Below are 26,509 nucleotides of genomic sequence, written 5' to 3' on the forward strand. Positions count from 1 at the left end.
AGAACAAGCAACATACGCCCGGACCCCAGAAAACCCGCATCGGCCGATGCGGGTTTTTTTGTTTTCTGGCCGGTCGAATGCAGCCATTACGTGTATTCCCCCATCATCAGGAGCTGTTCCCATGTGTTCGATCTTTGGAATGTTCGGCCTGCAGGCCGGCGATGACCTCACCGCGCTGCGCCGCCACGCGCTGGACCTGTCGCAGCGCCAGCGCCATCGCGGCCCGGACTGGAGCGGCGTGTACGTCGACGACGGCGCCATCCTGGTCCATGAGCGGCTGGCCATCGTCGACCCGGCCGGCGGCTCGCAGCCGCTGCTGTCCGACGACGGCAGCCTGGCCCTGGCGGTCAACGGCGAGATCTACAACCACCGCGAACTCAAGGCCGAACTGACCCAGCCGTACGCCTTCCAGACCGGCTCCGACTGCGAGGTGATCAACGCGCTGTACCAGCAGGACACCCCGGCCTCGTACCTGAACCGCCTCAACGGCATTTTCGCGTTCGCGCTGTGGGACCGGACCCAGAAGCGCGTGCTGATCGCGCGCGATCCGATCGGGGTGGTGCCGCTGTATTGGGGCCATGACAAGGACGGCCGCCTGCTGGTGGCTTCCGAACTGAAATCGCTGGTGGACACCTGCGCCGACGCCGCGCAGTTCCCGCCCGGGCACTGGTACGACAGCGCCACCGACACGCTCACCCGCTACTACGAGCGCCCGTGGCGCGACTACGACGCGGTGGAAGGCGTCGAAGCGGATCGCGTCGCACTGCGTGAAGCATTCGAGCGCGCCGTGCACCGCCAGCTGATGACCGACGTGCCCTATGGCGTGCTGCTCTCCGGTGGCCTCGATTCGTCGCTGGTCGCCGCCGTGGCCGCACGCTATGCGCGCCACCGCATCGAAGACGGCGACCAGAGCGAGGCCTGGTGGCCGCGCCTGCATTCGTTCGCCATCGGCCTGAAGGGCTCGCCCGACCTGGCCGCCGCCGCCATCGCCGCCGAAGCACTCGGCACCGTCCACCACGGCTTCGAATACACCTTCGAAGAAGGGCTCGATGCGCTGCCCGACGTGATCCGCCACGTGGAAACCTACGACGTCACCACCATCCGCGCCTCCACCCCGATGTTCCTGCTGGCGCGCCGGATCAAGGCGATGGGGGTGAAGATGGTGCTCTCGGGCGAGGGCAGCGACGAGATCTTCGGCGGCTACCTGTACTTCCACAAAGCTCCCAACGCCCGTGAATTCCACGAAGAGCTGGTGCGCAAGCTGGATGCGCTCAACAACTACGACTGCCTGCGCGCCAACAAGTCGATGATGGCCTGGGGCGTGGAGCCGCGCGTACCGTTCCTGGACCGCGAATTCCTCGACGTGGCGATGCGCATCGATGCCAAGCACAAGATGGTCGGGCAGGGTGCCGGTGGCGCGCGCCGGATCGAGAAGGCAGTGCTGCGCGAAGCGTTCGAAGGCTACCTGCCGGAGTCGATCCTGTGGCGGCAGAAAGAGCAGTTCAGTGATGGCGTGGGGTATGGCTGGATCGATGGGCTCAAGGCGCATGCCGAAGCGCAGATCAGCGACCGGGTGATGGCCGCGGCGGACAAGCGCTTCGTGCACAACCCGCCGCAGACCAAGGAAGCGTATTACTACCGCCACGTGTTCGAGCAGTACTTCCCGAGCCAGGCCGCGGCCGAAACCGTGCCCGGCGGCAAGTCGATCGCCTGTTCCTCGCCGGCCGCCATCGCCTGGGACGCCAGTTTCGCCAGCATGGCCGACCCCTCCGGCCGCGCCGTTGCCGGTGTACATGAGCAGGCATTGGCCGGGTAACATTCCCCCACAGACATTGGGGAATGTTCATGGACGTACAGACCGGAGGCAGCGTGCCGCGGATGAAGTGGGGTTGGCACTACCTGGCCTGGGCCGGGATTCCGCTGGTGATCGGCCTGGCGCTGGCGCGTTACGCCGGCCCCGAGCTGCCGGCGGTGGCCGCCAAGGCCGAACCGGTGGTGGGCAGCGACTGGGCCCACCACCTGGCCTCGCCGCTGGGCCTGTTCCTGCTGCAGCTGCTGGTGTTGCTGGTGGTCGCCAAGGGCGCGGGTGCGCTGCTGAAGCGGCTGGGCCAGCCGGCGGTGATCGGCGAGATGGCCGCTGGCCTGATGATGGGCCCGCTGGTGCTCGGCAGCCTGCTGCCGGGGCTGCACGGCGCGCTGTTCCCGGCCAGCTCGCTCGGTCCGTTGGGCATGCTCAGCCAGCTGGGCGTGCTGATGTTCCTGCTGGTGGCCGGTGCCGAACTCGACCTGGGCGGGCTGCGCGGCCGCCGCCGTTTCGCCTTCACCGTCAGCCATGCCGGCATTGCCGTGCCGTTCGTGCTGGGCGTGCTGCTGGCGATCTGGCTGTACCCCGAACACGGCCCGCAGGGCGTGGGCTTCACCGCCTTCGCGCTGTTCGTGGGCATTTCGCTGAGCATCACCGCGTTCCCGGTGCTGCTGCGGATCCTGGCGGACCGCGGCATCACCCACACCCCGCTGGGGCAGACCGCCATTGCCTGCGCGGCGCTCGGCGATGCCACCGCATGGTGCCTGCTGGCCCTGATCGTGGCCGCCGCCCAGGCCACCGGCTGGGTGCCGGCCAGCCTGAGCCTGCTGTGCGTGGTGGTGTTCATCGCGCTGATGCTGGGAGTAGTCAAGCCGTGGTTCTCGCGCCAGGTCATCCAGCCGGGCAGCGAAGGCCGCTGGCTGCTGGGCATGCTGCTGCTGTCGCTGGGCAGCGCACTGGTCACTGAAGTACTGGGCATCCATGCGCTGTTCGGTGCGTTCGCGGCCGGCGTCGCCGTTTCGTCGAATGCGCAGCTGCGCGGGTTGCTGATCGCCCGGGTCGAGCCGTTCGCGGTGACCCTGCTGCTGCCGTTGTTCTTCGCCATGACCGGCCTGCGCATGCGCGCCGACGCGCTGCAGGGCAGCGACCTGCTGCTGTGCGCGGTGGTGATCGCGGTGGCCACGCTGGGCAAGCTGTTCGGCACCTGGAGCGCGGCGCGCAGCGCGGGCATGGACAACCACGAGGCCTGGAAACTGGGTGCCCTGATGAACACCCGCGGCCTGATGGAGCTGATCGTGCTCAACCTGGGGTACGAGCTGGGCTTCCTCGGCGACCGCCTGTTCGCGGTGCTGGTGATCATGGCGCTGGTGACCACCGCCATGACCGGTCCGTTGTTGAGCTGGATGGAACGCCGGAAGGCCTGAGCCGGGCAGGGCCCGGCGCTACCGGTGATGGCCGGCAGTGTCGGGTTCCAGCAGCAGGGTGTATTTCGCCTTGCCGGGCAGGAACGACGTGGGCCTGCCGTGCACCCAATCCTCATGGCCCGCGCCCCAGAACGGCGACAGCGGGTGGCCGCTCTGGCCACCGGGCATGTGGATGATGCCGTCGGCTTCGTGCCCGGGCGATACCACCATGCGTTGTGACGCGCCAAACGACGGGCCCTGCACGCGCGGCAGATTGCTGTCACCGGGCAGCGCATCGGCCGGCATGCACAGCCACGTCCGGGCGAAGGCGGGCAGGGCGCGGCTGATGGGATGGCAGATGGCCGCCGTGTTGCGTTCACCCCAGGTGCGCTGGGACAGGTCCGGCCCCTTTTCGGCCAGCTCGGTGTCCGCCTGCCGTGCCGCATCGGCCAGCAGCGCGTTCCAGTTCGGGTACGGTGCTGGCAGGAGATGTGCGGGCTGCTCGGTCACCAGTGGCCACAGCACGCCCTCGATCTGCGCCAGCCTGGGCTCCAGGTAGTTTTCGCCCAGGGTTTCCTTGGCCGGCGCGAGCAGCGCGGTGGTCATGATGTCCTGCACCTTGCTGCGGAAGCCGCGTGCGAGTCGGTAGCTCACCGCATCGGCCGATGCGTGGCCTTCCCACTGCCGGCTGGCCGCCTCAAGACGCTTCAATGCCGGGTCATCGCTGTATTCGACCACCTGCCGCAGCAGGGTCCACCAGCGTTCCAGGAACACCGCGCGATCGTCCAGCTGGATCGCCAGCAGGTCGCGCTCGCTGAAACGCTGCTTGGCGTTGAGGTCGTCTCGGATCTGCCGCCCGCGCGCGCCCAGGTCGTAGCCGGCGTTGCCGGCCACCGCCAGGTCGGCGCCATCCAGCACGCGGCCGTTGGCGGTCCACAACCGCTGGGCGGGTGGGTCCACCAGGGCCGGTGACTGGTCGCTGCGGATCGCCCACGGCGCGCAGCGGGCCGGTGCGGCGGTGGTGAAGCCGTTGGGCGGGCAGTCCGCCGCGCGGTCCGGGCGGGCGCCGATCAACCGCCAGGCAATGCGCCCCTTCGCGTCGGCCAGCAGCAGGTTCTGGGTGGGAATACCGGCGCGGTCGGCGATCTTCAGCGCGTCGTCGAGGTCACCGGCCCGCGCCATGTCGGCGAACGCCATGCTGACCGCACCCGGCAGCTGTGCCGTCCAGCGCAAGGCTTCGCCGCTGCCATCGGCGCGCTCGTGCAGGATCGGGCCCCACGCGGTTTCGCGCACGCGCAGGGTCACGTTGGCGCCACCGGCCACGCGGATGCGCTCTTCATGCACCCGGACGCCGTTGGCGCCTGCGGGCACGGGCATGAAGTCGGCGTTGTCGATGTAGCTGTTGGTGAAGCCCCAGGCGACATGACCGTTGCTGCCGACCACGATCGCCGGCAACCCGGGCAACGAGAAGCCGCTGACATCCACCTGGCCGCCCGGTGCGCCGGGATCGGGGTAGCGCAGCCGCACCCGGAACCACAGGTTCGGCGCCCGCAGGCCCAGGTGCATGTCGTCGGCGAGGATCGCGCGGCCATCGGCGGTCAACGCGCCGGCCACCGCGAAATTGTTGCTGCCATGCACGTCCTGCTCCGTACCCGCAGCGGGGATCGTGCGGTCGGTAGGTAACGACCGTTGGTCGTTACGCAACTGAAACGCATCCGAGGGCGGCAACAACGCGTTCCCCCGCGCCTCGCCAAACAAGGGCGCATCCCATTCGCTGCCATCGTGGCTGAGCAGCGCATACAGCGCCGGCGGCGCCACCTCGCGGATCCGGCGCATGGCCAGCTCGTTCTCGTTGGCGGGGTCCTGCAGGTCCGCGTACATGGCCAGCCCGGCCAGCACCGAATCGGTGGCGGTCCATGCAGCGGGTTGCTGGCGCAGCAGCAGGTAAGGCCAGGGGCGCACGCGCAGGCTGTCCAGGCCACGGTTGACGCCTTCCACGTAGGCCTGCACCACCTGCGGGCGCTCGCCCAGCGCCTGCGCAAGGTGCGCATCGGTGCGCGCACGCAGGCGATGCACCCGCATGCGCTGGTCGGCGGGCACGGCGGCCGAGCCGAACAGCTCCGAGAGTTCGCCGGCCGCCGCGCGGCGCATCAGGTCCATCTCGAAATAGCGCTCCTGCGCATGCACCAGCCCCAGTGCCCGCATCGCATCGGCCTCGCTGCCGGCATCGATGGTGACCACGCCCAGCGCATCGCGGCTGACGCTGACCTTGGCCTGCAACCCGGCCACGGGCTGTTCGCCCTCCAGCGCTGGCAGGCTGCCGCGCAGCAGGAACCAGGCCACGCCGATCACGACGACCACGATCCCGACCAGCACCCCGAACGCCCACGCACCCCGTTTCAGCCAACGACGCATCCCACGCTCCCCGAAGAAGGTCATGCAGGCCGACCCCACCTGCGCCTGCGCATGCAACTGATTCCGATTAGATCACGGCGATCCGGGATAGGGCACCATGGCCCCCATCGATTCACAGGAGCTCCCCCATGAAAGGCAATCCCGACGTCATTGAATGCCTGAAGGAACTGCTGCGTGGCGAACTTGCCGCGCGCGACCAGTACTTCATCCACTCGCGCCGCTACGAGGACCAGGGTCTGTTCGCGCTGTACGAGCGCCTCAACCACGAGATGGAGGAGGAGACCCAGCACGCCGACGCGCTGCTGCGCCGGATCCTGTTCCTGGGCGGCAATCCGGACATGCGCCCGCACGGCTTCGAGCCCGGCGTGACCGTGGAGGAAATGCTGCAGAAGGACCTGGACACCGAATACAGCGTGCGCAACAACCTGGCCGCCGGCATGAAGCTGTGCGAACAGCACCAGGATTACGTGAGCCGCGACATGCTGCTGGTCCAGCTCAAGGACACCGAAGAAGACCACGCCTGGTGGCTGGAACAGCAGCTGGGCCTGATCAAGCGCATCGGCCTGGCCCTGTACCAGACCAGCAAGATGGACGCGAAGGGCACCGCCGCGCATTGATGCGCCCCGTGCCGACCAACGGTCGGCACCTACCGCGACGTATGCCGACCAACGGTCGGCACCTACCGGTAGCGCCCGACCGTTGGTCGGGCGGAATCAACAGCCAGCCAGCCAAACGCCAGCCAGCGACGGATACAAAAAAACCGGGGAAATCCCCGGTTTTTTTGTGGGCGATCACTCCACCGACAACCCTTCCACCTTCTGCCACCCGCGCGGCAGCAGGTGCCCACGGCTGGCGCGGCTGCCGAGGTAGGCCTCCAGGTCCTTGTACGACAGGTTCATGGTGCGCTGCCCGCTGCGTACCAGCAGCGTGTTGCCCGGGCCGACCGCCACCACCGCGACCACGCGTTCGGTGGCCAGCTTGGCCTTGGGGATCTCGATGATCTTGTTGCCCTTGCCCTTGTCCAGTTCCGGCAGGTCGCTGGCGGGGATGGCCAGCAGGTTGCCCGAGCTGGTCACCGCCACGATGCGGTCGGTGTCCGGGTTGGCCACCACGGCCGGGGTCAGCACCTTCGAGCCGGAGGTCAGGTTGAGCATCGCCTTGCCGGCCTTGTTGCGCCCGGTCAGGTTCTCGAAGCGGGTCACGAAGCCATAGCCATGGGTGGACGCCAGCACGAAGCGGGTGGCGTTCTCGCCGCTGGCCAGGGTCATGAAGGCACTGCCCGGGGCCGGCGAGAAGCGGCCGGTGAGCGGCTCGCCATTGCCACGTGCCGAGGGCAGGGTGTGCACCAGCGTGGAATAGGCGCGGCCTTCGCTGTCCAGGAACGCCACCTGCTGCGTGCTGCGTGCACGCACCGAACCCAGCAGGGCATCGCCGTCGCGGTAGGACAGCGTGGACGGGTCCACGTCGTGGCCCTTGGCCGCGCGGATCCAGCCCTTTTCGGACAGCACCACGGTCATCGGCTCGCTCGGCACCAGCTCGGTTTCGTCGATGGCCTGCGCGGCGCCACGCTGCACCAGCGGCGAACGGCGCGCATCGCCGAACTTCTTCGCATCGGCCACCAGTTCGTCGCGGATCAGCTTGCGCAGCTTGGCCTTGCTGTCCAGGATCGACTGGATCTTGTCGCGTTCCCTGGCCAGCTCGTCCTGCTCGCCGCGGATCTTCATTTCTTCCAGGCGCGCCAGCTGCTTGAGCTTGGTTTCCAGGATGTATTCGGCCTGGTCGTCGCTCAGCTCGAACCGCGCGATCAGCGCCCGCTTGGGCTCGTCCTCGGTGCGGATGATGTGGATCACTTCATCCAGGTTGAGGAACGCCACCAGCAGGCCTTCCAACAGGTGCAGGCGACGCTCGACCTTTTCCAGGCGGTGGGTAAGGCGGCGGGTCACGGTGGTGCCGCGGAACTGCAGCCACTCGCTGAGCAGCATCTTGAGGTTCTTCACCTGCGGACGCCCATCCAGCCCGATCACGTTGAGGTTGACCCGGTAGCTGCGCTCCAGGTCGGTGGTGGCGAACAGGTGGCCCATCAGCTGTTCGGCATCGACGCGGTTGGAACGCGGCACCAGCACCACCCGCACCGGGTTGGCGTGGTCGGATTCGTCGCGGATGTCTTCCAGCCACGGCAGCTTCTTGGCGCGCATCTGCGCGGCGATCTGCTCGATCACCTTCGACGGCGAAACCTGGAACGGCAGCGCGTTGATGACGATGTTGGTGCCGTCCTTGAAGAACGTCGAGCGCGCGCGCACGCTGCCGTAGCCGGTCTCGTACATGGTGCGCAGGTCGGCGGCCGGGGTGATGATCTCGGCCGCGCTCGGGTAATCCGGGCCCTTCACGTGCTCGAGCAGGTCGCCGATGCTGGCCTCGGGATCATCCAGCAGGTGCAGCAGCGCGCTGACGATCTCGTTGAGGTTGTGCGGCGGCACGTCGGTGGCCATGCCCACGGCGATGCCGGTGGTGCCGTTGAGCAGCAGGTGCGGCAGGCGTGCCGGCATCCAGGTCGGCTCTTCCAGGGTGCCGTCGAAGTTCGGGGTCCAGTCGGTGGTGCCCTGGTTGATTTCGCCCAGCAGCACTTCGGCGATCGGGGTGAGCTTGGATTCGGTGTAGCGCATCGCCGCGAACGACTTCGGATCGTCGGTGGAACCGAAGTTGCCCTGGCCTTCGATCAACGGGTAGCGGTACGAGAACGGCTGGGCCATCAGCACCAGCGCTTCGTAACAGGCGCTGTCGCCGTGCGGGTGGTACTTACCGATGACGTCGCCGACGGTGCGCGCGGACTTCTTCGGCTTGGCGGCGGCGTTCAGCCCCAGCTCGCTCATCGCATAGATGATGCGGCGCTGCACCGGCTTGAGGCCGTCGCCGATGAACGGCAGCGCACGGTCGAGCACCACGTACATCGAATAGTCCAGGTACGCCCGTTCAGCGTATTCACGCAGGGGCAGCTGTTCAAAGCCGTGGAAAGCGGGGCGGGCTAGATCGGTCATGCGGGATTGTTACCTGTGGCAGGGGACGGCGACGGCTGTCGCCCTCGCAGGCGGTCGATTATCCGGATGCGGCGTGGGATGCCAAGCGATGTGAAGGAATCGGGGGTCTGGGCCGTTGTCCTGAATGGGGCAACACTGCATTTCCTTCCAGATTAAATATTTCCATTGAGAAATATATTTTTCGGAAGTAAAGTGCGTCCCCATGATGATCTGCCCTGAATCCACGCCGCCCAGCCTGGGCCTGCTGCTGCGCCAGGTCCGCGATGGCCTGATGCGCCAGCTGGACGTTTCCATGGCCGAGGAAAACCTCGATATCGGCTTCACCCACTACCTGGGCCTGAAGGTGCTGTCGTTCCGCGCGCCGTGCACCGCCAACGAACTGGCCCAGGCCCTGGACCAGGTGCCCAGCGCGGTCACCCGCCTGCTGGACAAGCTGGAGGCCCTGGGCTGCGTGCGCCGTGAACCGCATGCGCAGGACCGGCGTGCGCTGCAGATCGTACTGACCGACGAGGGCCGCCAGCTGTGGGCCCGCCTCAAGCAGCGCGGCGACGCGGTGATGGACGACGCCATGCGCGACCTGTCCGCCGACGAGCGCGCCCTGCTGCTTTCCCTGTTGACCCGTGTCCGTGACTCTCTGATTTCGCCATGACTTCCATACCTGATCGCACCTCATCGCTGCGCCCGCTGCGGCCGGTGCTGCTGTCCGTGCTGGCGCTGGCGCTGGCCGCCTGTGCCAGCACCGGTGGCCTGCAACCGCACGGCCAGCTGCTCGACGCCGACAGCCTGCAGACCCAGCGCACCCTGGCCGGCCACGCCCTGAGCCCGTCAGCCTTCCCGGCCACCGACTGGTGGCGGGCGCTGAACGACCCGCAGCTGGACGCGCTGATCGCCGAAGGCCTGCAGCGCAACCCGGGCCTGGAGGCCGCCGATGCGCGCCTGCGCCAGGCCCGTGCCCAGATCGGCACCGCACATGCCGACCGCCTGCCCAGCGTGTCCGCCTCCGGCGGCTACACCGGCGTGCGCCTGCCCGAATCGATGGTGGGTGACGAGCTTGGCGGCAGCTATGCCGGCAGCGGCCAGGCCTACCTCAGTGTCAGCTACGGCGTGGACCTGTGGGGCGGCAAGCGCGCTGCCTGGGAAGCAGCGGTGGACAGTGGCCATGCCGCTGCCGTCGACGCGCAGGCCGCGCGCCTGAACCTGTCGGCCGGCATCGCCGAAGCCTACGCACAGCTCGGCTATGCGTGGCAGCTGCACGATGTGGCCAGCGAAGAACTGGACCGCTCGCAGAAAACGCTGACCCTGACCCGCCAGCGTCGCGCGGCAGGCATCGACAGCGACCTGCAGACCCGCCAGGCCGAAGCCCGCATTCCGGCCGCGCAGCAGCAGCTGCAGGCCGCACAGCAGCAGATCGACGAGGCCCGCACCGCGCTGGCCGCGCTGGTCGGGCAGGGCCCGGACCGTGGCCTGCAGATCGAACGCCCGCAGCCGCTCAACCCGCTCGCGCTGCAGCTGCCGGGCGTGCTGCCCAGCGAACTGCTGGGCCGCCGCCCGGACATCGTGGCCGCGCGCTGGCGCGTGGAAGCGGCCGGTCGCGAGATCGACGCGGCCAAGGCGAAGTTCTATCCCAGCCTCAACCTCACCGCGCTCGGCGGCGTGGTCGCCAGTGAAGTGGACCAGCTGCTCAAGAGCGGCTCGACCTTCGCCTTCATCGGCCCGGCGCTGAGCCTGCCGATCTTCGACGGTGGCCGCCTGCGCGCCAACCTGGACAAGACCGACGCGCAGTACGACCTGGCCGTGGCCGACTACAACCAGTCGGTGGTCACCGCGCTGCGCGAGGTGGCCGACCAGGTCAACGCGGTGCGCTCGCTGGCCGACCAGGCCGCGTCGCAGGCGCAGGCCGTCAGCACCGCGCGTGCCGCCCACGAGCTGGCGCAGCAGCGCTACAAGGCCGGCATCGGCAGCTACCTGGACGTGCTCAGCGTGGAAGCGCAGCTGCTGCAGTCGCAGCAGCAGCTGGCCTCGCTGCAGTCACGGCAGATCCTTGTTTCGGTTCGGCTGAGCCAGGCGCTGGGCGGGGGCTTCACCCCCTCCGGCGACACCGCCACGCTCGCCACCGCCCCCGAATCCACGCATTCCTGAGATACCTTCCATGAGCCAGACTTCCGCTCCCGCTGCCGCACCGGCAGCCCCCTCCCGCCGTGGCAAGCTGCTGCGCGGCCTGTTGGCCATCGTGGTGCTGCTGCTCGCCGCCGCGGCGCTGTGGTACTTCATGTTCGGCCGCTGGTTCGAAGAAACCGACGACGCCTACGTGCAGGGCAACCAGGTGCAGATCACCCCGCTGGTGACCGGTACCGTGGTGGCGATCAACGCCGATGACGGCATGCGCGTCGAGCGTGGCCAGCTGCTGGTGCAGCTGGACCCGGCCGACACCGAAGTGGCGCTGCAGCAGGCCCGCGCCAACCTGGCCCGCACCGTGCGCCAGACCCGCGGCCTGTACCGCAGCGTGGAAGGCGCGCAGGCCGAACTGAGCGCGCGCCAGGTCACCCTCAACCGCGTCCGCGAAGACTTCGCCCGCCGCAAGGGCCTGGCCGCCACCGGCGCGATTTCCGATGAAGAGCTGGCGCACGCCCGCAACGAACTGGCGGCCGCCGAAGCGGCCGTGGCCGGCTCGCGCGAAACCTTCGAGCGCAGCAACGCGCTGGTCGACGACACCGTGATCGCCACCCAGCCGGACGTGGAAGCCGCCGCGGCGCAGCTGCGCCAGGCCTACCTCAACAACGCCCGCGCCGGCATCGTCGCGCCGGTCAGCGGCTACGTGGCCCGTCGCTCGGTGCAGGTGGGCCAGCGCGTGCAGCCGGGTACCGCGCTGATGGCGGTGGTGCCGACCGAACAGATGTGGGTGGAAGCCAACTTCAAGGAAACCCAGCTGCGCCACATGCGCCTGGGCCAGGAAGTGGAGCTGCGCTCGGACCTGTACGGCGGTGACGTGAAGTACAAGGGCCGTATCGACAGCCTCGGCCTGGGCACCGGTTCGGCGTTCTCGCTGCTGCCGGCGCAGAACGCCAGCGGCAACTGGATCAAGATCGTGCAGCGCGTTCCGGTGCGCATCGCCATCGATGCCAAGCAGCTGGCCGACAATCCGCTGCGCATCGGCCTGTCGATGAAGGCGGAAGTGAGCCTGCGCGACCAGAAGGGCACCGTGCTGCCGACCACCACGGCCAAGGGCCAGGTGTTCGACACCGACGTGTATGCCAAGCAGCTGCACAGCGCCGACGATGTGATCCACGAGATCATCCAGAGCAACCTGCCGCGCCAGTCGAAGGCGAGCTGAGGTATCCATGTCCGCACAAGCTCCCGCCGCGCCCGGCCTGCCGGGCGCGCCGTCGGCGCCAGGTGCGACCGGCGCGTTCCGGCCGGCCAACGTCGCGCTGTGTACTGCAGGCCTGGCCATGGCCTCGTTCATGCAGGTGCTCGACACCACCATCGCCAACGTTTCGCTGCCGACCATCGCCGGCAACCTCGGCGCCAGTTCGCAGCAGGCCACCTGGGTCATCACCTCGTTCGCGGTCAGTACGGCCATCGCACTCCCGCTGACCGGCTGGCTGAGCCGGCGCTTCGGTGAAACCAAGCTCTTCATCTGGGCCACGCTGTCGTTCGTGATCGCGTCGCTGCTGTGCGGCCTGGCGCAGAGCATGGGCATGCTGGTGGTGTCGCGCGCGCTGCAGGGTTTCGTGGCCGGCCCGATGTACCCGATCACGCAGTCGCTGCTGGTCTCGATCTACCCCCGCGAGAAACGCGGGCAGGCGCTGGCACTGCTGGCGATGATCACGGTGGTGGCACCGATCTGCGGCCCGATCCTGGGCGGCTGGATCACCGACAACTACAGCTGGGAATGGATCTTCCTGATCAATGTGCCGCTGGGCATCTTCGCCGCGCTGGTGGTGGGCAACCAGCTGAAGGGCCGCCCGGAGCACATCGAAAAGCCGAAGATGGATTACGTGGGCCTGATCACGCTCATCATCGGCGTGGGTGCGCTGCAGCTGGTGCTGGACCTCGGCAACGACGAGGACTGGTTCAGTTCGCCGACGATCGTGGTGCTGGCCTGCGTCTCGGTGGTGGCACTGGCGGTGTTCCTGATCTGGGAGCTGACCGACAAGGATCCGATCGTGGACCTGCGGCTGTTCCGCCACCGCAACTTCCGCGCCGGCACGCTGGCGATGGTGGTGGCGTACGCGGCGTTCTTCAGCGTGTCGCTGCTGATCCCGCAGTGGCTGCAGCGTGACATGGGCTACACGGCGATCTGGGCGGGCCTGGCCACGGCGCCGATCGGCATCCTGCCGGTGATCATGACGCCGTTCGTGGGCAAGTACGCGTCGCGCTTCGACATGCGCTGGATCGCCTCCTTCGCGTTCGTGTTCCTGTCCTTCACCAGCTTCCTGCGTTCGGGCTTCAACCTGCAGGTGGACTTCGCGCACGTGGCGGGGGTGCAGCTGATCATGGGCATCGGCGTGGCGCTGTTCTTCATGCCGGTGCTGCAGATCCTGCTGTCCGACCTGGACGGCCGCGAGATCGCGGCGGGTTCGGGCCTGGCCACGTTCCTGCGTACGCTGGGTGGCAGCTTCGCGGCGTCGCTGACGACGTGGCTGTGGGCACGCCGCACGCAGGAGCACCACGCGCACCTGACCGAAAGCATTTCCGGCTACACGCCGGGCATGCAGGAGAAGGTGGCGGCGATGGGGCAGGGCGACCTGCAACATGGTGCAGCGGCGTTGAACAACATCATCAACCACCAGGCATCGCAGATGGGCTTCAACGACATCTTCTTCCTGCTGGGCTGGATCTTCCTGGCCATCATCGCCTTCCTGTGGCTGGCCAAGCCGCCGTTCGGCGCCGGCGCCGGCGCGGCGTCTGCTGGCGGGCATTGATGGTGTGAGGTGCTGAAACGAAAAACCCCGCTGAAAGGCGGGGTTTTTTTTACAGCCAACAGCAGCGTTTCGGTTGCTACGTGCTGGGGAGGCCGTCGGGCAGCCCCTTACGGGACACGCCGTGAATCCATCCCTGGAGGCTTGGCAAAAACATCCATGTTTTTGACAGTCCCTACAGGGGCTGCCCGCCGGCCTCCCCCGACAGATGGTCGCGTGCGGAAACGAAGAGCAGTCACGCAGGGCGTGGCTCTACGCCGTCCGGGCCTGGTCCGGTAGCGTCGGTTCCCAAACGACGGCACGCAGCGCCACCACGTCCGGTAACGCATGAAAATGATCGGCACCGCCGTTGATCTTCCCGTGGCCACCAACACACCGTCGAGGGTCGGCGGGGGCGGGTTTGCGGGACTGTCAAAAACATGGATGTTTTTGCCAAGCCTCCATGGATGGATTCACGGCGTGTCCCGCAAACCCGCACCCGCTGGCCCAGCCCAGACCAAGCGATGGCCACCGGCTGTTCGCCCGAATGCATGAAGCCGGGCGCAGCCCGGCACCACAGGACAGCGTGCATCGCAATCAAACCAGCAGAAACGAAAAAACCCGCTTTCGCGGGTTTGATCATTTACTGAGTCATGGTGCCCAGGAGAGGACTCGAACCTCCACGAAGTTGCCCCCGCTAGCACCTGAAGCTAGTGCGTCTACCAATTCCGCCACCTGGGCGACTCAGGAGGAGAATTTTGCGGGAGAACCGCGAATGTGTCAACAGGATGTCGAAGAAAATTTCCCGCGCGATCCATGCCGCAGATACGAAAAAACCCGCTTGCGCGGGTTTGATCATTTACCGAGTCGTGGTGCCCAGAAGAGGACTCGAACCTCCACGAAGTTGCCCCCGCTAGCACCTGAAGCTAGTGCGTCTACCAATTCCGCCATCTGGGCGACTCAGGGGGCGAATTATGCGGAAGCATCCGGAGGCTGTCAATGCATGCGCGAACGCCGATTGGCATACTCGGCCCACACCGACTCCCTGGAGTTTCCATGGCACTGCCGATCCTGCACGCCCACCCGCTGTCGTCCTGCTGCCAGAAGGTGCTGATCGCCGCCCGCGTGCTCGGCGTGGCCCTGGACGAACGCATGGTCAACCTGGGCGACCCCGCCGATCGCGAGATGCTCCAGGCCATCTCCCCGGCCGGGAAGATGCCCGTGCTGGTCGACCACGGCCGTGCCGTTGCCGAGACCAGCATCATCATCGAATACCTGCAGCAGCTGGCCGCCGGTGCGCGCCTGATTCCGGCCGATGCCGATGCCGCCCTGGCCGTGCGCTTCTGGGACCGGTTCTCCGACTTCTATGTCATGACCCCGATGCAGGCGCTGACCGCCGAACGGCTCAAGCCCGAAAGCGGGCGCAGCGAGGATGCCGAGCAGGCCGCCCGGTCTCGACTGCTGGAAAGCTACGCCGCCATGAATCGCCAGCTGGAAGACCGCACGTGGCTGGCCGGCGAAGGATTCAGCATGGCCGATTGTGCGGCGGCGCCCGCGTTGTTCTACGCCGTGGCGTACGTGCCCATTCCCGGCAACGCGGTCCACCTGCTCGACTATCTCGAGCGCTTGATGGCGCATCCGGCCGTGGCGGCAGTGGTCGACGCGGCGCGGCCCTGGTTCAAGTACTTCCCGGGGCGGGCAGGGCTGTCGGCCCGGTTCTACACGCCGGATGCCTGAAACGAAAAAACCCGCTTGCGCGGGTTTGATCATTTTCTGAGTCATGGTGCCCAGGAGAGGACTCGAACCTCCACGAAGTTGCCCCCGCTAGCACCTGAAGCTAGTGCGTCTACCAATTCCGCCACCTGGGCGACTCAGGGGGCGAATTCTGGGCAAGTCCGCAGGGGTTGTCAACGGTTTTGTCAGATTTCTTCACAATCCTGCATGGGCTGCGGCAATGACCCATTCTGCACACCGGCACGCGGTACCATGGGGGTCGATGAAATCAAAGAAACCGACCCGGGGCGCAAAAGCCCCCAAGTCCCCGGCGCCCAAGCAGGCTGCCGGTCCGTCGGGCAAGTCCCGCGCTGCTGCCAAAACCGGCAAGCTGCCGCCCTGGATGCCCGAGTCCATGAGCACCCCCGCGCCGCCCCGTGGCGGCAAGCGTTCCGGCCCCCGTCCCGACGGCCCGCCGATTCCGACCCGCCGCAACCCGCGCCCCAGCGCGCCAGTTGGCAGCGTGGACGATCCCTTTGCCGCCCGTGAAGCTGAACGCTACGCCCAGCCCATCGCCAGCCGCGAAGCGATCCTGCAGCTGCTGGACCGCTGCGATGGCCCGCAGACCGCCGAGGAAATCGGCATCCAGCTGGGCCTGACCGAGCCCGACCGCGCCGACGCGCTGGGCAAGCGCCTGGGCGCGATGGTGCGCGACGGCCAGCTGGTGCAGAACCGCCGCGGCGGCTTCGCCCCGGTGCAGGCCACCAACCTGATCACCGGCGTGGTGATCGCCAACCCCGAAGGGTTCGGCTTCCTGCGCCCGGTGGACGGCGGCGACGACCTGTTCCTGGCGCCGTATGAAATGCGCAAGGTCATGCACGGCGACCGCGTACTCGCCAACGTGACCGGCATCGACCGCCGCGGCCGCCGCGAAGGCAGCATCGCCCGCGTGCTCGAGCGCGGCATGACCCGCCTGATCGGCCGCTTCAGCGTCGAGTTCGGCATCAATTACGTGGTGCCCGACGACAAGCGCATCCAGCGCAACGTGCAGATTCCGCCCGACCAGACCGGCGATGCCCGCGATGGCCAGCTGGTGGTGTGCGAACTGACCCAGGCCCCGGATACCCGGCGCCCGCCGATCGGCCGCATCATCGCCGTGCTCGGCGACAAGCTCACCGCCTCGCTGATCGTGGAAACCGCGATCCACGGCCATGAGCTGCCGTTCGAATTCCCGCAGCAGGTGCTGGACGAAGCCGCATCGGTGCCGATGCAGGTGGAGCCGGCCATGATCGGCGACCGCGTCGACCTGCGCAGCACGCCGCTGGTCACCATCGACGGCGAAGACGCCAAGGACTTCGACGACGCGGTCTACTGCGAACCCAACGCCGAAGGCTTCCGGCTGGTGGTGGCCATCGCCGACGTCTCCAACTACGTCCGTCCCGGCACGCCGCTGGACAATGAAGCACAGAAGCGCGCCACCTCGGTGTACTTCCCCGGCTTCGTGGTCCCGATGCTGCCCGAGACGCTGTCCAACGGCATCTGCTCGCTGATGCCCAAGGTCGACCGCATGTGCTTCGTCTGCGACATGCAGGTGAACCGCGAGGGCGAAGTGATCCACTCGCGCTTCTACGAAGCGGTGATGAATTCGCACGCGCGCCTGACCTACACCCAGGTCTGGCAGGCGGTGGGCGAGAACGATCCGGCCGCGCGCAACGCCATTGGTGCGCTGCTGCCGCAGGTCGAGCGCCTGCACCAGCTGTACAAGGTGCTGGCCAAGGCCCGCACCCGCCGTGGCGCGATTGAGTTCGAATCCTCCGAAGTGCGCTTCGTGCTCGACAACACCGGCGAAGTCACCCAGGCCGGCATGCTGGTGCGCAACGATGCGCACAAGCTGATCGAGGAGTGCATGATCGCGGCCAACGTGCAGGCCGCACGCTACCTGCTGTACAAGCAGGTGCCGGCCCCGTTCCGTGACCACGCCAAGCCGCCGGAAGCCAAGTTCGAGGACCTGCTGGAGTTCCTCAAGGAATTCAAGCTGAGCCTGCCGCCGTGGTCCAAGGTCCAGCCGGGCGACTACACCAAGCTGCTCAAGAAGGTGCGCGAGCGCCCCGATTCGGCGCTGATCGAATCGGTGCTGCTGCGCAGCCAGAGCCTGGCGGTGTACTCGCCGGACAACCAGGGCCACTTCGGCCTGGCGCTGGATGCGTATGCGCACTTCACCTCGCCGATCCGCCGTTACCCGGACCTGCTGGTGCACCGTGCGATCAAGCATGCGCTGAGCGGCAAGCCGCTGGAGAAGTTCACCTATACCCAGCGCGAAATGGCCGCGCTGGCGCTGCAGTGCTCCGAACGCGAGCGCCGCGCCGACGAGGCCGAGCGCGAGGTCGACGAGCGCTACCGCGCGGCGTGGATGGAAAAGCACGTGGGCGGCCAGTTCGACGGCGTGATCAGCGGCGTGACCAGCTTCGGCCTGTTCGTGGAACTGGACGATTCCAAGGTCAACGGCCTGGTCCATGTCACCCAGCTGCCGCACGACTATTACCAGTTCGACGCAACCCGCAAGACGCTCAGCGGCGAACGCCGTGGCACCAGCTACCGCCTGGGTGACCGCGTGCGGATCCTGGTGCTCAAGGCCAGCATGGAAGAACGCAAGATCGACTTCCGGCTGGTCGAGGAGAAGGGCGACGAAGAACCCCAGCTGCCGCCACGCGGGCAGCCGGCCAAGCGGAAGAAGCAGAAATATTGAGGCCCGCGGTGTACCGACCAACGGTCGGTACCTACCGTCGCGGGACGATGCCTTGGTAGGTGCCGACCGTTGGACGGTACGGACATGAGGAGTGAGCGATGAACCCGGTTCCCGAATTCTCCGGCGGTTGCCAATGCGGCGCGGTGCGCTTCCATGTCCGCGGCGCCTTGCCGGATCGTTCCATCTGCCACTGCCGGATGTGCCAGAAGGCCTTCGGGGCGTACTACGCCCCGCTGGTCTCGGTCCGCGGGGCCGATTTCCAGTGGACCCGCGGCGAGCCGCGCCGGTTCCAGTCCTCCAACCACTTCCGCCGGGGCTTCTGCGCCGACTGCGGCACCCCGCTGACCTACGAAGGCGAGGACGGCATGGCGGTGGCGGCCGGCGCGTTCGACCAGCCTGGACGGCTGCCGCCGACGGTCCAGTACGGCACCGAGTCCAAGCTGCCGTTCGTGGACCAGCTGGGCGGGCTGGAGGTGATCCTGCAGGAAGACGACCCTGACGCCGAGCGCCTGCGCACACTGGTCTCCCACCAGCACCCGGACCACGACACCGCCCGCTGGCCGCGTTGAGCGGCCGGGCAGGGCCGCGCCGCTACGGCAGCCGAACCGGCAATGCTCTACCATTACCACCCCCTGTACCGGTCCCGCCCCCGCAATGAGCAAGCAAAGCCAGTGGATTGTCGGCGTCAACGCCGTCGCCTCCTCGATCGAGAACGATGCCGAGAACGTCCGCGAAGTGCTCATCGAGGCGAGCGCGAAGAATCCGCGGCTGACCGAAATCGAGGAAAATGCACGCCGCAAGGGCATCGACGTGCGCAAGGTCAACACCCAGGCGCTGGACGGCGTGGGCGGTTCGGTGCGCCACCAGGGCGTGGCCGCGCGCTACCAGGCGGCCCGCACCTGGGGTGAGAACGAGCTGGAAGGCCTGGTCGAGGCCGCCGAAGGCAAGGCCCTGCTGCTGATCCTCGACGAGGTGCAGGACCCGCACAACCTGGGCGCCTGCCTGCGCAGCGCGGCGGCCGCCGGTGCTACCGCGGTGATCATTCCCAAGGACAAGTCGGCCACGGTCAATGCCACCGTGCGCAAGACCTCGGCCGGCGCCGCCGACCGCATCCCGGTGGTGGCGGTGACCAACCTGTCGCGCTGCCTGAAGGACCTGCAGAAGCAGGGCGTGTGGATCTATGGCCTGGCCGGTGAAGCCACCACCTCGCTGTATTCGATCGACCTGAAGGGCAACGTGGCGCTGGTGCTGGGCGGCGAAGCCGACGGCATGCGCCGCCTGACCCGCGAAAACTGCGACGGCCTGGTCAAGATCCCGATGCCGGGCGACATCGAGAGCCTGAATGTTTCGGTCGCTGCAGGTGTGAGCCTGTTCGAGGCCGTGCGTCAGCGGAGCTGACGGAGGGCTTCGTAGAGCCACGCCCTGCGTGGCTGCTCCTCGTTCCGGCACCGCGAAGCCACGCAGGGCGTGGCTCTACGGTGTGTTGGCGCTGCCCCCCAGCGCCTTGAACAACGTCACGTCGTTGACCAGCTGCTTCTGCTTCACCGACGCCAGCGACAGCTCGGCGTCGCGGCGGGTCTGCTGCGCTTCCAGCCAGGTGCGCAGGTCGGTGGCGCCGACCCGGTAGCGCACTTCGTACATGCGCTCGATTTCCACCGCTTCGTCATACGACGCCTGCGACGCCGCCACCTGGGTGGTGAACTGGGTGCGCGCTGACAACGCGTTGTCCACCTCCGACAGCGCCGTGTACAGCGTGCGCCGGAAGGTGTTTGCCGCGATCTGGTAATCGGTGCCGGCGATCTGCGTGTCCAGCTGGGCCTGGCGGAGGTTGAGGAATGGCAGCGACAGCCCCGCACCCAGCGAGGCCACCGGGTTCTTCAGCACATCCGACAGCGTGGTCGCGCCGCTGCTCACGCCCCCGGTCAGGCTCAAGGCCGGGTAGTAGCTGGTGGCGGTCACCTTGATGTTCTTCAGGCTGTTGCGCAGGCGCAGCTCGGCTGCGCGCAGGTCCGGGCGCCGGCCCAGCAGGTCGGCCGGCAGGCCCTCGGCGATGGCCGGGCTGCCGGCGCTGTCCAGCGCCTGCGGTTCGTCGGCCTGCGGCCAGGGCTGGCCATCGAGCAGCACGGTCAGCGCATTGCGGCTGGCCACGCGCTGCTGTTCCAGCGCGCTCTGCGCGGCACGCTGTGCTTCCAGCTGCTGGGTGGCCTGGCGCACTTCCAGCCGCGACACCGCGCCGGCCGTGAAGCGGGCCTGCACCAGTTCCTGGGTGCGCTGCAGGCGCGCCAGGTTCGCTTCGCCGGCCGCGATCGACTGGTTGAGGTAGGCCAGGGTCCAGTACTGCGTGGCCACGTCGCCGATCACCAGCAGCGCGGTGTTCTGCAGGTCTTCCTCGCTGGCCTGGGCTTCCCACTGCGCGATGTCGCGCTGGGTGCGCAGGCGGCCCCACAGGTCGATTTCCCATTGCAGCGAGACCCCGGCCGAACTGCTGCGGTTCCAGTCGGCGCCCTGGTCGATGGGGCGATTGCCGCTGCTGCCCACGCTGCCCGACGGCTGCGGCCACAGCGCGTTGTCGCTCAGCCCGGCCTGCAGGCGGGCGCGCTGCACCGCCAGCCCGGCCGAGGCCAGGTCGGTGTTGGCCTGCAGCGCACGCGCGATCACGCGGTCCAGCCGCGGGTCGCCGAAGCCGGTCCACCAGGCGTCGTCGCGCACGTCGGTGCGCAGCAGGGAAGGGGCGTTTGACGCGTCGACAGGCGCGTTGCGCTGCGCATCGCCACGGCCGTACACGGCGGGCACGCTGGGCGGCTCGACCTGGTATTGGCCGGTACTGGCGCAGGCTGACAGCAGCAGGGTGGTGGTAAACAGGATGGACGTCTTCATTCGCGCGCCAGCGCCTCCACGGGATCGAGTTGGGCCGCATTGCGTGCCGGAAGGAAGCCGAACGCCACGCCGATCAGACTGGAGCACGCGAACGCGGCCACGATCGAGGCAGTGGAGAACAGCATCTTGAAATCAGGGGCGAAGGTGTCGAACACCCAGCCCACCACCAGCGACAGGCCCACGCCGAGCAGGCCGCCGAGCAGGCACACCAGCACCGCTTCGATCAGGAACTGCTGGCGGATGTCGCTCTGCCGCGCGCCCACCGCCATGCGCACGCCGATCTCGCGGGTGCGCTCGGTGACCGACACCAGCATGATGTTCATCACCCCGATCCCGCCGACCAGCAGCGCGATGGCGGCGATGGCGCTGATCAGCAGGGTCATCGTGCGGGTGGTCTGCTCGATGGTGTCACGGATCTCCGCGCTGTTGCTGAGGAAGAAGTCCTCGGTGCCATGGCGCATGACCAGCAGCTTGGAAATGGCGGCCTGCGCCGCATCCATCGGGGTGGCATCGTCCACCCGCACGGTGATGCTGGACACGTAGCTCTGGCCGAGCATGCGCGACATCACCGTGGTGTAGGGCACCCAGATCGACAGGCTGGTGCTGCTGCCAAAGCCCATGCTCTGGCGCTGGGCCACGCCGATCACGCGCACCGGCACGTTACCGAGCAGGATTACCTGGCCGACCGGGTCGGCGCCGTTGGGGAAGAACTGGGTGCGGGTGTTCTCATCGATCACCGCCACCTGCGCCAGCCCCTTCACCGCATCGGCATCGAAGAAGCTGCCGGCGCTCAGGGTCACGCCCTTGACCCGGAAGAACTGCTCGCCCACGCCGCTGACCTGCGCGGTGGCCGACTGGTTGCGGTAGCGCGCGGTGGCCGAGGAGGACACGCTGGGGGTGACGCTGTCGATGTAGCTCTGCCGCGCCAGCGCGTCAGCATCGCTCGCCTTGAGCGTCTGCACCCGCGCCGAGCGCATGTCGCCGAAGCCGCGCCCGGGGTACACGTCGATGGTGTTGGTGCCCAGCGCGCTGATGTTCTGCAGGATCTGCTGCTGCGAGCCGTTGCCCATCGCCACCACCGACACCACCGATGCGATGCCGATGATGATGCCGAGCATGGTCAGGAAGGTACGCAGGCGGTGCGCGTTCATCGCCAGCAGCGCCATCCGGAATGCTTCGGTGAAGCGGTCGCGCGCGGCGCGCCAGCTGTGGCCCCTGGTGGCGGCCACGGTCGGGGTGCGCTGTGCGCGGTAGCGGGGTGCCTTGGGGTTGACGCGGTCGGCGATGATCTCGCCGTCGCGGATCTCGATGATGCGCTGGGCGTGTTCGGCCACCGACATGTCGTGGGTGACGATGATGATGGTGTGGCCTTCGGCATGCAGCTCGCCGAGGATGCCCATCACCTCCTCACCGGATTTCGTGTCCAGCGCGCCGGTCGGCTCGTCGGCCAGGATCACCTCGCCACCGTTCATCAACGCCCGCGCGATCGACACGCGCTGCTGCTGGCCTCCGGACAGCTGGCCCGGTTTGTGCCGCATGCGGTCGCCCAGGCCCAGCCGCTGCAGCAGCTGTTCGGCGCGCGCGCTGCGCACTGGCGCCGGGCTGCCGGCGTACACCGACGGCACTTCCACGTTGCCGCGTGCATCCAGGTCGCCAAGCAGGTGATAGCGCTGGAAGATGAAGCCGAAATGTTCGCGGCGTAGTTCGGCCAGTTCGTCCGGCAGCATGCTGCCGGTTTCGCGGCCGGCGACCTGGTAGCTGCCCCGGGTAGGGCGGTCCAGGCAGCCAAGGATGTTCATCAGCGTCGACTTGCCCGAGCCGGACTGGCCCACGATGGCCACCATCTCGCCGGCGGCGATGTCCAGGTTGACGTCGCGCAGCACGGCGATGGTCTCATCGCCCGCCGGGAACTCGCGGCGCAGGTCGCGCAGCCGCAGCAGCGGCGCGCCGGTGGGAGCGGTCTTCATCGACGCGGCCCCATGCCCGGGCCGCCCATGCGCATCTGCGCGCCACCGCGGTTGCCGCTGCCGGAGGCGGCCGGAGTGGCGCTGCCTTCGCCGACCACCACCTTTTCGCCTTCCTTCAGGCCCGACAGCACTTCCACGCTGGAACCGGTGTTGATGCCGACCTTGACCTTGCGCGGCTGTGGCATGCCGTCGGCATCGGCCACGCGCACGATGTACTGGCCATCGCGTGATTTCGGACCCAGCGCCACCGACGGAATGATCAGCACGCCCTTGGCCTGCTTGAGCATCACCGACACCTGCGCGGTCATGTTGATGCGCAGCGTGCCGTCCGGGTTCTCGACGTCGAACAGGGCGTTGTAATACACCGCCGAACTGGAGCTGGAACTGGACGAACTGGAGCTGCTGGAACTGTCGCTGGCGATCGACGACGGTGCCGGATTGATCTGGCGCAGGGTGGCGTGGTACTTGCGGTCCGGGTCGCCCAGCGTGGTGAAGTACACCGGCATGCCGGCCTTGATCTTGACCACGTCCGCTTCGGAGACCTCGGCATTCACGGTCACCAGGTCCAGCCGCGCCAGCATCACGATGGTCGGTGCGGTCTGGTTGGCATTCACGGTGCGGCCTTCTTCGGCCACCACCGCGACCACGGTGCCGTCCATCGGTGCGGTGATGCGGGTATAGGCCAGGTTGGCGTTGGCCGTGCCCAGCTCGGTCTGGCGGCCCTGGATCTGCGCGTCATAGGCCTTGACCTGCGCACGGGCGGTCTTGAGCGCGGCGTCGGCGCTGTCGAACTCCGCACGCGAGGTGGCTTCGGCCGCCAGCATTTCCTGCTGGCGCGCGAATTCCAGTTCGGCCTGGCGCAGGGTGGCCTGCTGCACCGCGCGCTGGGCGGTGACCTGGTCCAGCGATGCCTGCGCGTTGAGCACGGCATTGCGCTGGGTGGTGGCGTCGATCTCGGCGATCAGGTCGCCCTGCTTGACCGTATCGCCCAGCTGCACCTTCAGCGACTTGATCTGGCCCGAGGCCTGCGCACCCACGCTGACCAGCTTGTAGGCATCGATCACGCCGGTGGCTTCCACGGTCTGCTCCAGGTCGCCCCGGGTCACCGGGCTGGTGGCCAGGGTGGGGGCGCTCGGCTTGCGCAGGCTCCATGCGACAATGCCGCACACCAGCACGGCCAGGGCGATCAACAGCAGCACACGGCCGCGACGGGTGGTAGGCAGGCGGGACTTCACGATGATCGTCAACTCGACAGGCCGGCGTGCGGCGTTGTCAGCATTGTGAAGAGCGCTTGTGGAGGGCTCAACGCACGGCATGTAACAGGACGTAACCACGCCCCGGTCCGACGTGTCCTTCTGTATCGTGTGCATGCCTTGAAACATGCGTACGCAAACCAGAGGATGCGGTTCAGCTCCCGACAGGGGATCATCGCCGCATGGAGAACACCACTACGATGCAACGCCTGCTGATCGTCGATGACGACAATGACATCCGCCAGCTGCTGGCCGAACAGCTCGGTCGTGCCGGCTACCAGGTCAGCACTGCCAGCGATGGCCAGGGCATGCGCCAGGTGCTGGAACGCGAGCACGTGGACCTGATCGTGCTCGACCTCAACCTGCCGCGCGAAGATGGCCTGACCCTGTGCCGCGACCTGCGCGCGCGTTCAAGCACGCCGGTGATCATGCTCACTGCGCGCAGTGAGCCGATCGACCGCGTGCTGGGCCTGGAAATGGGCGCCGACGATTACCTGGGCAAGCCGTTCGAACCGCGCGAACTGCTCGCGCGCATCCGCAACGTGCTGCGCCGGACCGAGGCGCTGCCGGCCAACCTGGAACCGCTGGCGATCCGCCGGGCACGCTTCTCGCACTGGATCTTCGACCTGGAGCATCGCCACCTGGTCGACCCGGATGGGCGCGTGGTGGTGCTGTCCGGTGCCGAGTTCCGGCTGCTGCGGGTGTTCGTCGGGCATGCCAACAAAGTGCTCTCGCGCGAACAGCTGGTATCGCTGAGCAGCGGCCGCAGCTACGAATCGCAGGACCGCGCGATCGACCTGCAGGTCAGCCGGCTGCGCAACAAGCTGGCCGATGACGGCGGCAGCGACGGCCTGATCAAGACCGTGCGCAACGAAGGGTACGTGCTGGCCACGGCGGTCACCCTGGAATGATGCGCCTGCGCCGCTTCTTCGCCTCGATGGTCGGTCGGTTGTTCGTGATCCTGCTGCTGGGCATGAGCGTGGCCGCCATCGGCGCCACCATGCTGGCCAGCGCCAAGCGCCAGCAGGAATTCGAGCGGCAGAACCTCAACCGCATCGCCGATCGCCTGCAGGGTTTCGTCAACATGCTCGACGGCGACCCGGAGCTGCGCGACCGGCTGCTGACGGTGGGCGGGCCGGCGGTGCGCAGCCTGCCCGAAGGGGCGCGGCTGGGCCGCGAAGATTCGGCGCTGATGGGCATCCTCGACGACCGCCAGGGCCCGGTCGGGCACGCTACCGTGCATTTCACCTCGTTCCGTTCGTGCCTGCCCAAGGCGCAGGAACTGTTGCCGCCGCCTCCGCAGCAGCAGCGGCGCCGGCCGCCGCACGAACGCGACCCGGCCTTCATCCCGCCCAAGTGCCGTGCGGTGCAGGTCCCGCTCAGCGACGGCACCGTGCTCTCGCTGGCGCTGGAATCGCCGGCCATCGCGCACAACGGCATCCTCGCGGTCGACCCGCTGTTCCTCACCCTGCTGGTGCTGGCCATCGGCGTGCTGGCCTACGTGGTCGCGCGCATCGCCAGCGCGCCGCTGCAGCGGCTGGCTTCGGCCGCGGCCGAGCTGGGCGATGACCTGCAGCGGGCGCCGTTGCCGGTGACCGGGCCGCTGGAAGTACGCCGCGCCGCCGAAGCCTTCAACGCCATGCAGAAGCGCCTGCAGCGCACGCTGGGCGAGCGCACCCAGATGCTGGCGGCGATCACCCATGACCTGCAGACCCCGGTGACCCGGCTGCGACTGCGCCTGGAAAACGTAAATGACGAAGCCCTTCGCGAACGCCTGATCGGCGACCTGGGCGCGATGCAGGCGCTGATCCGCGAGGGCCTGGAACTGGCCCGCAGCGCGGAGAGCGCCGAGCCACGCGCCGCGCTGGACCTGGATTCGCTGCTGGAAAGCATCGTCGAGGACGCGGTCGAGGCCGGCGCCGATGCCCGCTTCGAGCAGGGCAGCGGCGCGGTGCTGATGCTGCGCCCGCTGGCCATGCACCGGCTGTTCTCCAACCTGGTCGACAACGCGCTCAGCTACGGCGGCACCGCCCAGGTACGGGTCGAGCAGGGCACGGACGGGGTAGTGGTGCGGGTGCGCGACAGCGGCCCGGGCCTGGCCGAGGACGAGCTGGAAACCGTGTTCGACCCGTTCGTGCGCCTGGAAACCTCGCGCTCGCGGGCGACCGGTGGGGCCGGGCTGGGGCTGACCATCGCCCGCGCGCTGGCCGAGAAGGACGGCGCCACCCTGCACCTGCGCAACCATCCGCAGGGCGGGCTGGAGGCCATCGTGCACTGGCCGGCGCCACCGCGCCCGCCGGCCCCCCGCGCCGGCTGAGTCCACGGGAGGCAAACGGGCGCGGTTTTGCCTACTATGGGCATCCCCCGCCCGTATTCGCCGCATGAGTGCGCCCGA

At 68.0% G+C, this 26,509-nt stretch carries 18 protein-coding genes and 3 tRNA genes; 13 read left to right on the forward strand and 8 right to left on the reverse strand.

From position 1 onward, the window contains the following. Positions 1–121: 121 nt before the first annotated feature. The gene (asnB, locus tag NMB40_RS04870; protein ID WP_448142355.1) at positions 122–1,816 is read left to right on the forward strand and encodes an asparagine synthase B; all 1,695 of its coding nucleotides are present in this window, start codon (positions 122–124) and stop codon (positions 1,814–1,816) included. Between the two features lie 23 nt (positions 1,817–1,839). Beyond that, on the forward strand, positions 1,840–3,228 hold the full coding sequence (locus tag NMB40_RS04875) for a cation:proton antiporter domain-containing protein (RefSeq protein ID WP_282247147.1): 1,389 nt from the start codon (positions 1,840–1,842) through the stop codon (positions 3,226–3,228). A gap of 18 nt (positions 3,229–3,246) precedes the next feature. On the opposite strand, the gene NMB40_RS04880 is transcribed toward NMB40_RS04875, so the two are convergent. Continuing rightward, positions 3,247–5,622: a penicillin acylase family protein gene (locus NMB40_RS04880; RefSeq protein WP_494360325.1), complete on the reverse strand. Its 2,376-nt coding sequence runs from the start codon at positions 5,620–5,622 to the stop codon at positions 3,247–3,249. Positions 5,623–5,750: 128 nt separating this feature from the next. Here NMB40_RS04880 and bfr point away from each other — a divergent pair, with 128 nt between their 5' ends. Further along, a complete protein-coding gene (gene bfr, locus NMB40_RS04885) occupies positions 5,751–6,239 on the forward strand; it encodes a bacterioferritin (RefSeq protein WP_494360326.1) in 489 nt (162 codons plus the stop codon). A 174-nt stretch (positions 6,240–6,413) separates the two neighbouring features. Here the strand turns inward: bfr and parC are convergent, their stop codons facing one another. Then, positions 6,414–8,657, reverse strand: a complete 2,244-nt coding sequence (gene parC, locus NMB40_RS04890; protein ID WP_494360327.1) for a DNA topoisomerase IV subunit A — start codon at positions 8,655–8,657, stop codon at positions 6,414–6,416. Between the two features lie 205 nt (positions 8,658–8,862). Between parC and NMB40_RS04895 the strand changes: the two genes are divergently transcribed. From NMB40_RS04895 to NMB40_RS04910, 4 genes are read left to right on the forward strand one after another with little or no spacing between them, the layout of a single operon-like run. Then, entirely contained in the window at positions 8,863–9,306 is a 444-nt protein-coding gene (locus NMB40_RS04895; protein ID WP_448143981.1) for a MarR family winged helix-turn-helix transcriptional regulator, read from the forward strand. Further along, a complete protein-coding gene (locus NMB40_RS04900; RefSeq protein ID WP_494360328.1) occupies positions 9,303–10,796 on the forward strand; it encodes an efflux transporter outer membrane subunit in 1,494 nt (497 codons plus the stop codon). The genes NMB40_RS04895 and NMB40_RS04900 overlap by 4 nt, the downstream gene beginning before the upstream one ends. Before the next feature lie 10 nt (positions 10,797–10,806). Next, entirely contained in the window at positions 10,807–11,988 is a 1,182-nt protein-coding gene (gene emrA / locus NMB40_RS04905) for a multidrug efflux MFS transporter periplasmic adaptor subunit EmrA (protein ID WP_282246461.1), read from the forward strand. Between the two features lie 7 nt (positions 11,989–11,995). Further along, a complete protein-coding gene (locus NMB40_RS04910) occupies positions 11,996–13,582 on the forward strand; it encodes a DHA2 family efflux MFS transporter permease subunit (protein WP_282246462.1) in 1,587 nt (528 codons plus the stop codon). 630 nt (positions 13,583–14,212) lie between these two features. Here the strand turns inward: NMB40_RS04910 and NMB40_RS04915 are convergent. Together NMB40_RS04915 and NMB40_RS04920 are read right to left on the reverse strand one after the other, a co-directional pair. Then, positions 14,213–14,299, reverse strand: a tRNA-Leu gene (locus tag NMB40_RS04915). Between the two features lie 129 nt (positions 14,300–14,428). Further along, positions 14,429–14,515, reverse strand: a tRNA-Leu gene (locus NMB40_RS04920). Between the two features lie 99 nt (positions 14,516–14,614). On the opposite strand from NMB40_RS04920, the gene NMB40_RS04925 reads away from it, so the two are divergent. After that, positions 14,615–15,295, forward strand: coding sequence for a glutathione S-transferase family protein (locus NMB40_RS04925; protein ID WP_494360329.1), 681 nt, complete (start codon positions 14,615–14,617; stop codon positions 15,293–15,295). A gap of 44 nt (positions 15,296–15,339) precedes the next feature. Here NMB40_RS04925 and NMB40_RS04930 read toward each other — a convergent pair. Beyond that, positions 15,340–15,426, reverse strand: a tRNA-Leu gene (locus NMB40_RS04930). Positions 15,427–15,674: 248 nt separating this feature from the next. Here NMB40_RS04930 and rnr point away from each other — a divergent pair. The 3 genes from rnr (at position 15,675) to rlmB (ending at position 19,415) form a co-directional block, all read left to right on the forward strand. After that, the gene (gene rnr / locus NMB40_RS04935; RefSeq protein ID WP_494361040.1) at positions 15,675–18,017 is read left to right on the forward strand and encodes a ribonuclease R; all 2,343 of its coding nucleotides are present in this window, start codon (positions 15,675–15,677) and stop codon (positions 18,015–18,017) included. 98 nt (positions 18,018–18,115) lie between these two features. Then, positions 18,116–18,586 (forward strand): GFA family protein, encoded by a 471-nt coding sequence (locus tag NMB40_RS04940; RefSeq protein WP_448142362.1) that lies wholly within the window; start codon positions 18,116–18,118, stop codon positions 18,584–18,586. A gap of 85 nt (positions 18,587–18,671) precedes the next feature. Further along, positions 18,672–19,415 carry a 23S rRNA (guanosine(2251)-2'-O)-methyltransferase RlmB gene (gene rlmB, locus NMB40_RS04945; protein WP_282246465.1) on the forward strand — a complete coding sequence of 248 codons (744 nt, stop codon included), beginning with the start codon at positions 18,672–18,674 and terminating at the stop codon, positions 19,413–19,415. Positions 19,416–19,490: 75 nt separating this feature from the next. Here the strand turns inward: rlmB and NMB40_RS04950 are convergent, their stop codons facing one another. Genes NMB40_RS04950 through NMB40_RS04960 form a run of 3 tightly spaced genes read right to left on the reverse strand, consistent with a single transcriptional unit; the run spans position 19,491 to position 24,096 of the window. Then, positions 19,491–20,894, reverse strand: coding sequence for an efflux transporter outer membrane subunit (locus NMB40_RS04950; protein WP_494360330.1), 1,404 nt, complete (start codon positions 20,892–20,894; stop codon positions 19,491–19,493). Continuing rightward, complete coding sequence (locus tag NMB40_RS04955; protein WP_494360331.1) at positions 20,891–22,861, reverse strand: MacB family efflux pump subunit; 1,971 nt, start codon at positions 22,859–22,861, stop codon at positions 20,891–20,893. Before NMB40_RS04955 ends, NMB40_RS04950 begins: the two co-directional genes overlap by 4 nt. Continuing rightward, positions 22,858–24,096 (reverse strand): efflux RND transporter periplasmic adaptor subunit, encoded by a 1,239-nt coding sequence (locus NMB40_RS04960; RefSeq protein WP_494360332.1) that lies wholly within the window; start codon positions 24,094–24,096, stop codon positions 22,858–22,860. Before NMB40_RS04960 ends, NMB40_RS04955 begins: the two co-directional genes overlap by 4 nt. Positions 24,097–24,314: 218 nt before the next feature. Here NMB40_RS04960 and NMB40_RS04965 point away from each other — a divergent pair, with 218 nt between their 5' ends. Beyond that, positions 24,315–25,025: a response regulator gene (locus NMB40_RS04965; protein WP_093533929.1), complete on the forward strand. Its 711-nt coding sequence runs from the start codon at positions 24,315–24,317 to the stop codon at positions 25,023–25,025. Continuing rightward, complete coding sequence (locus tag NMB40_RS04970) at positions 25,022–26,431, forward strand: ATP-binding protein (protein WP_494360333.1); 1,410 nt, start codon at positions 25,022–25,024, stop codon at positions 26,429–26,431. The genes NMB40_RS04965 and NMB40_RS04970 overlap by 4 nt, the downstream gene beginning before the upstream one ends. The last annotated feature ends 78 nt before the right edge of the window (positions 26,432–26,509 follow it).

It is taken from the genome of Stenotrophomonas sp. FBCC-B152, from assembly GCF_059134105.1.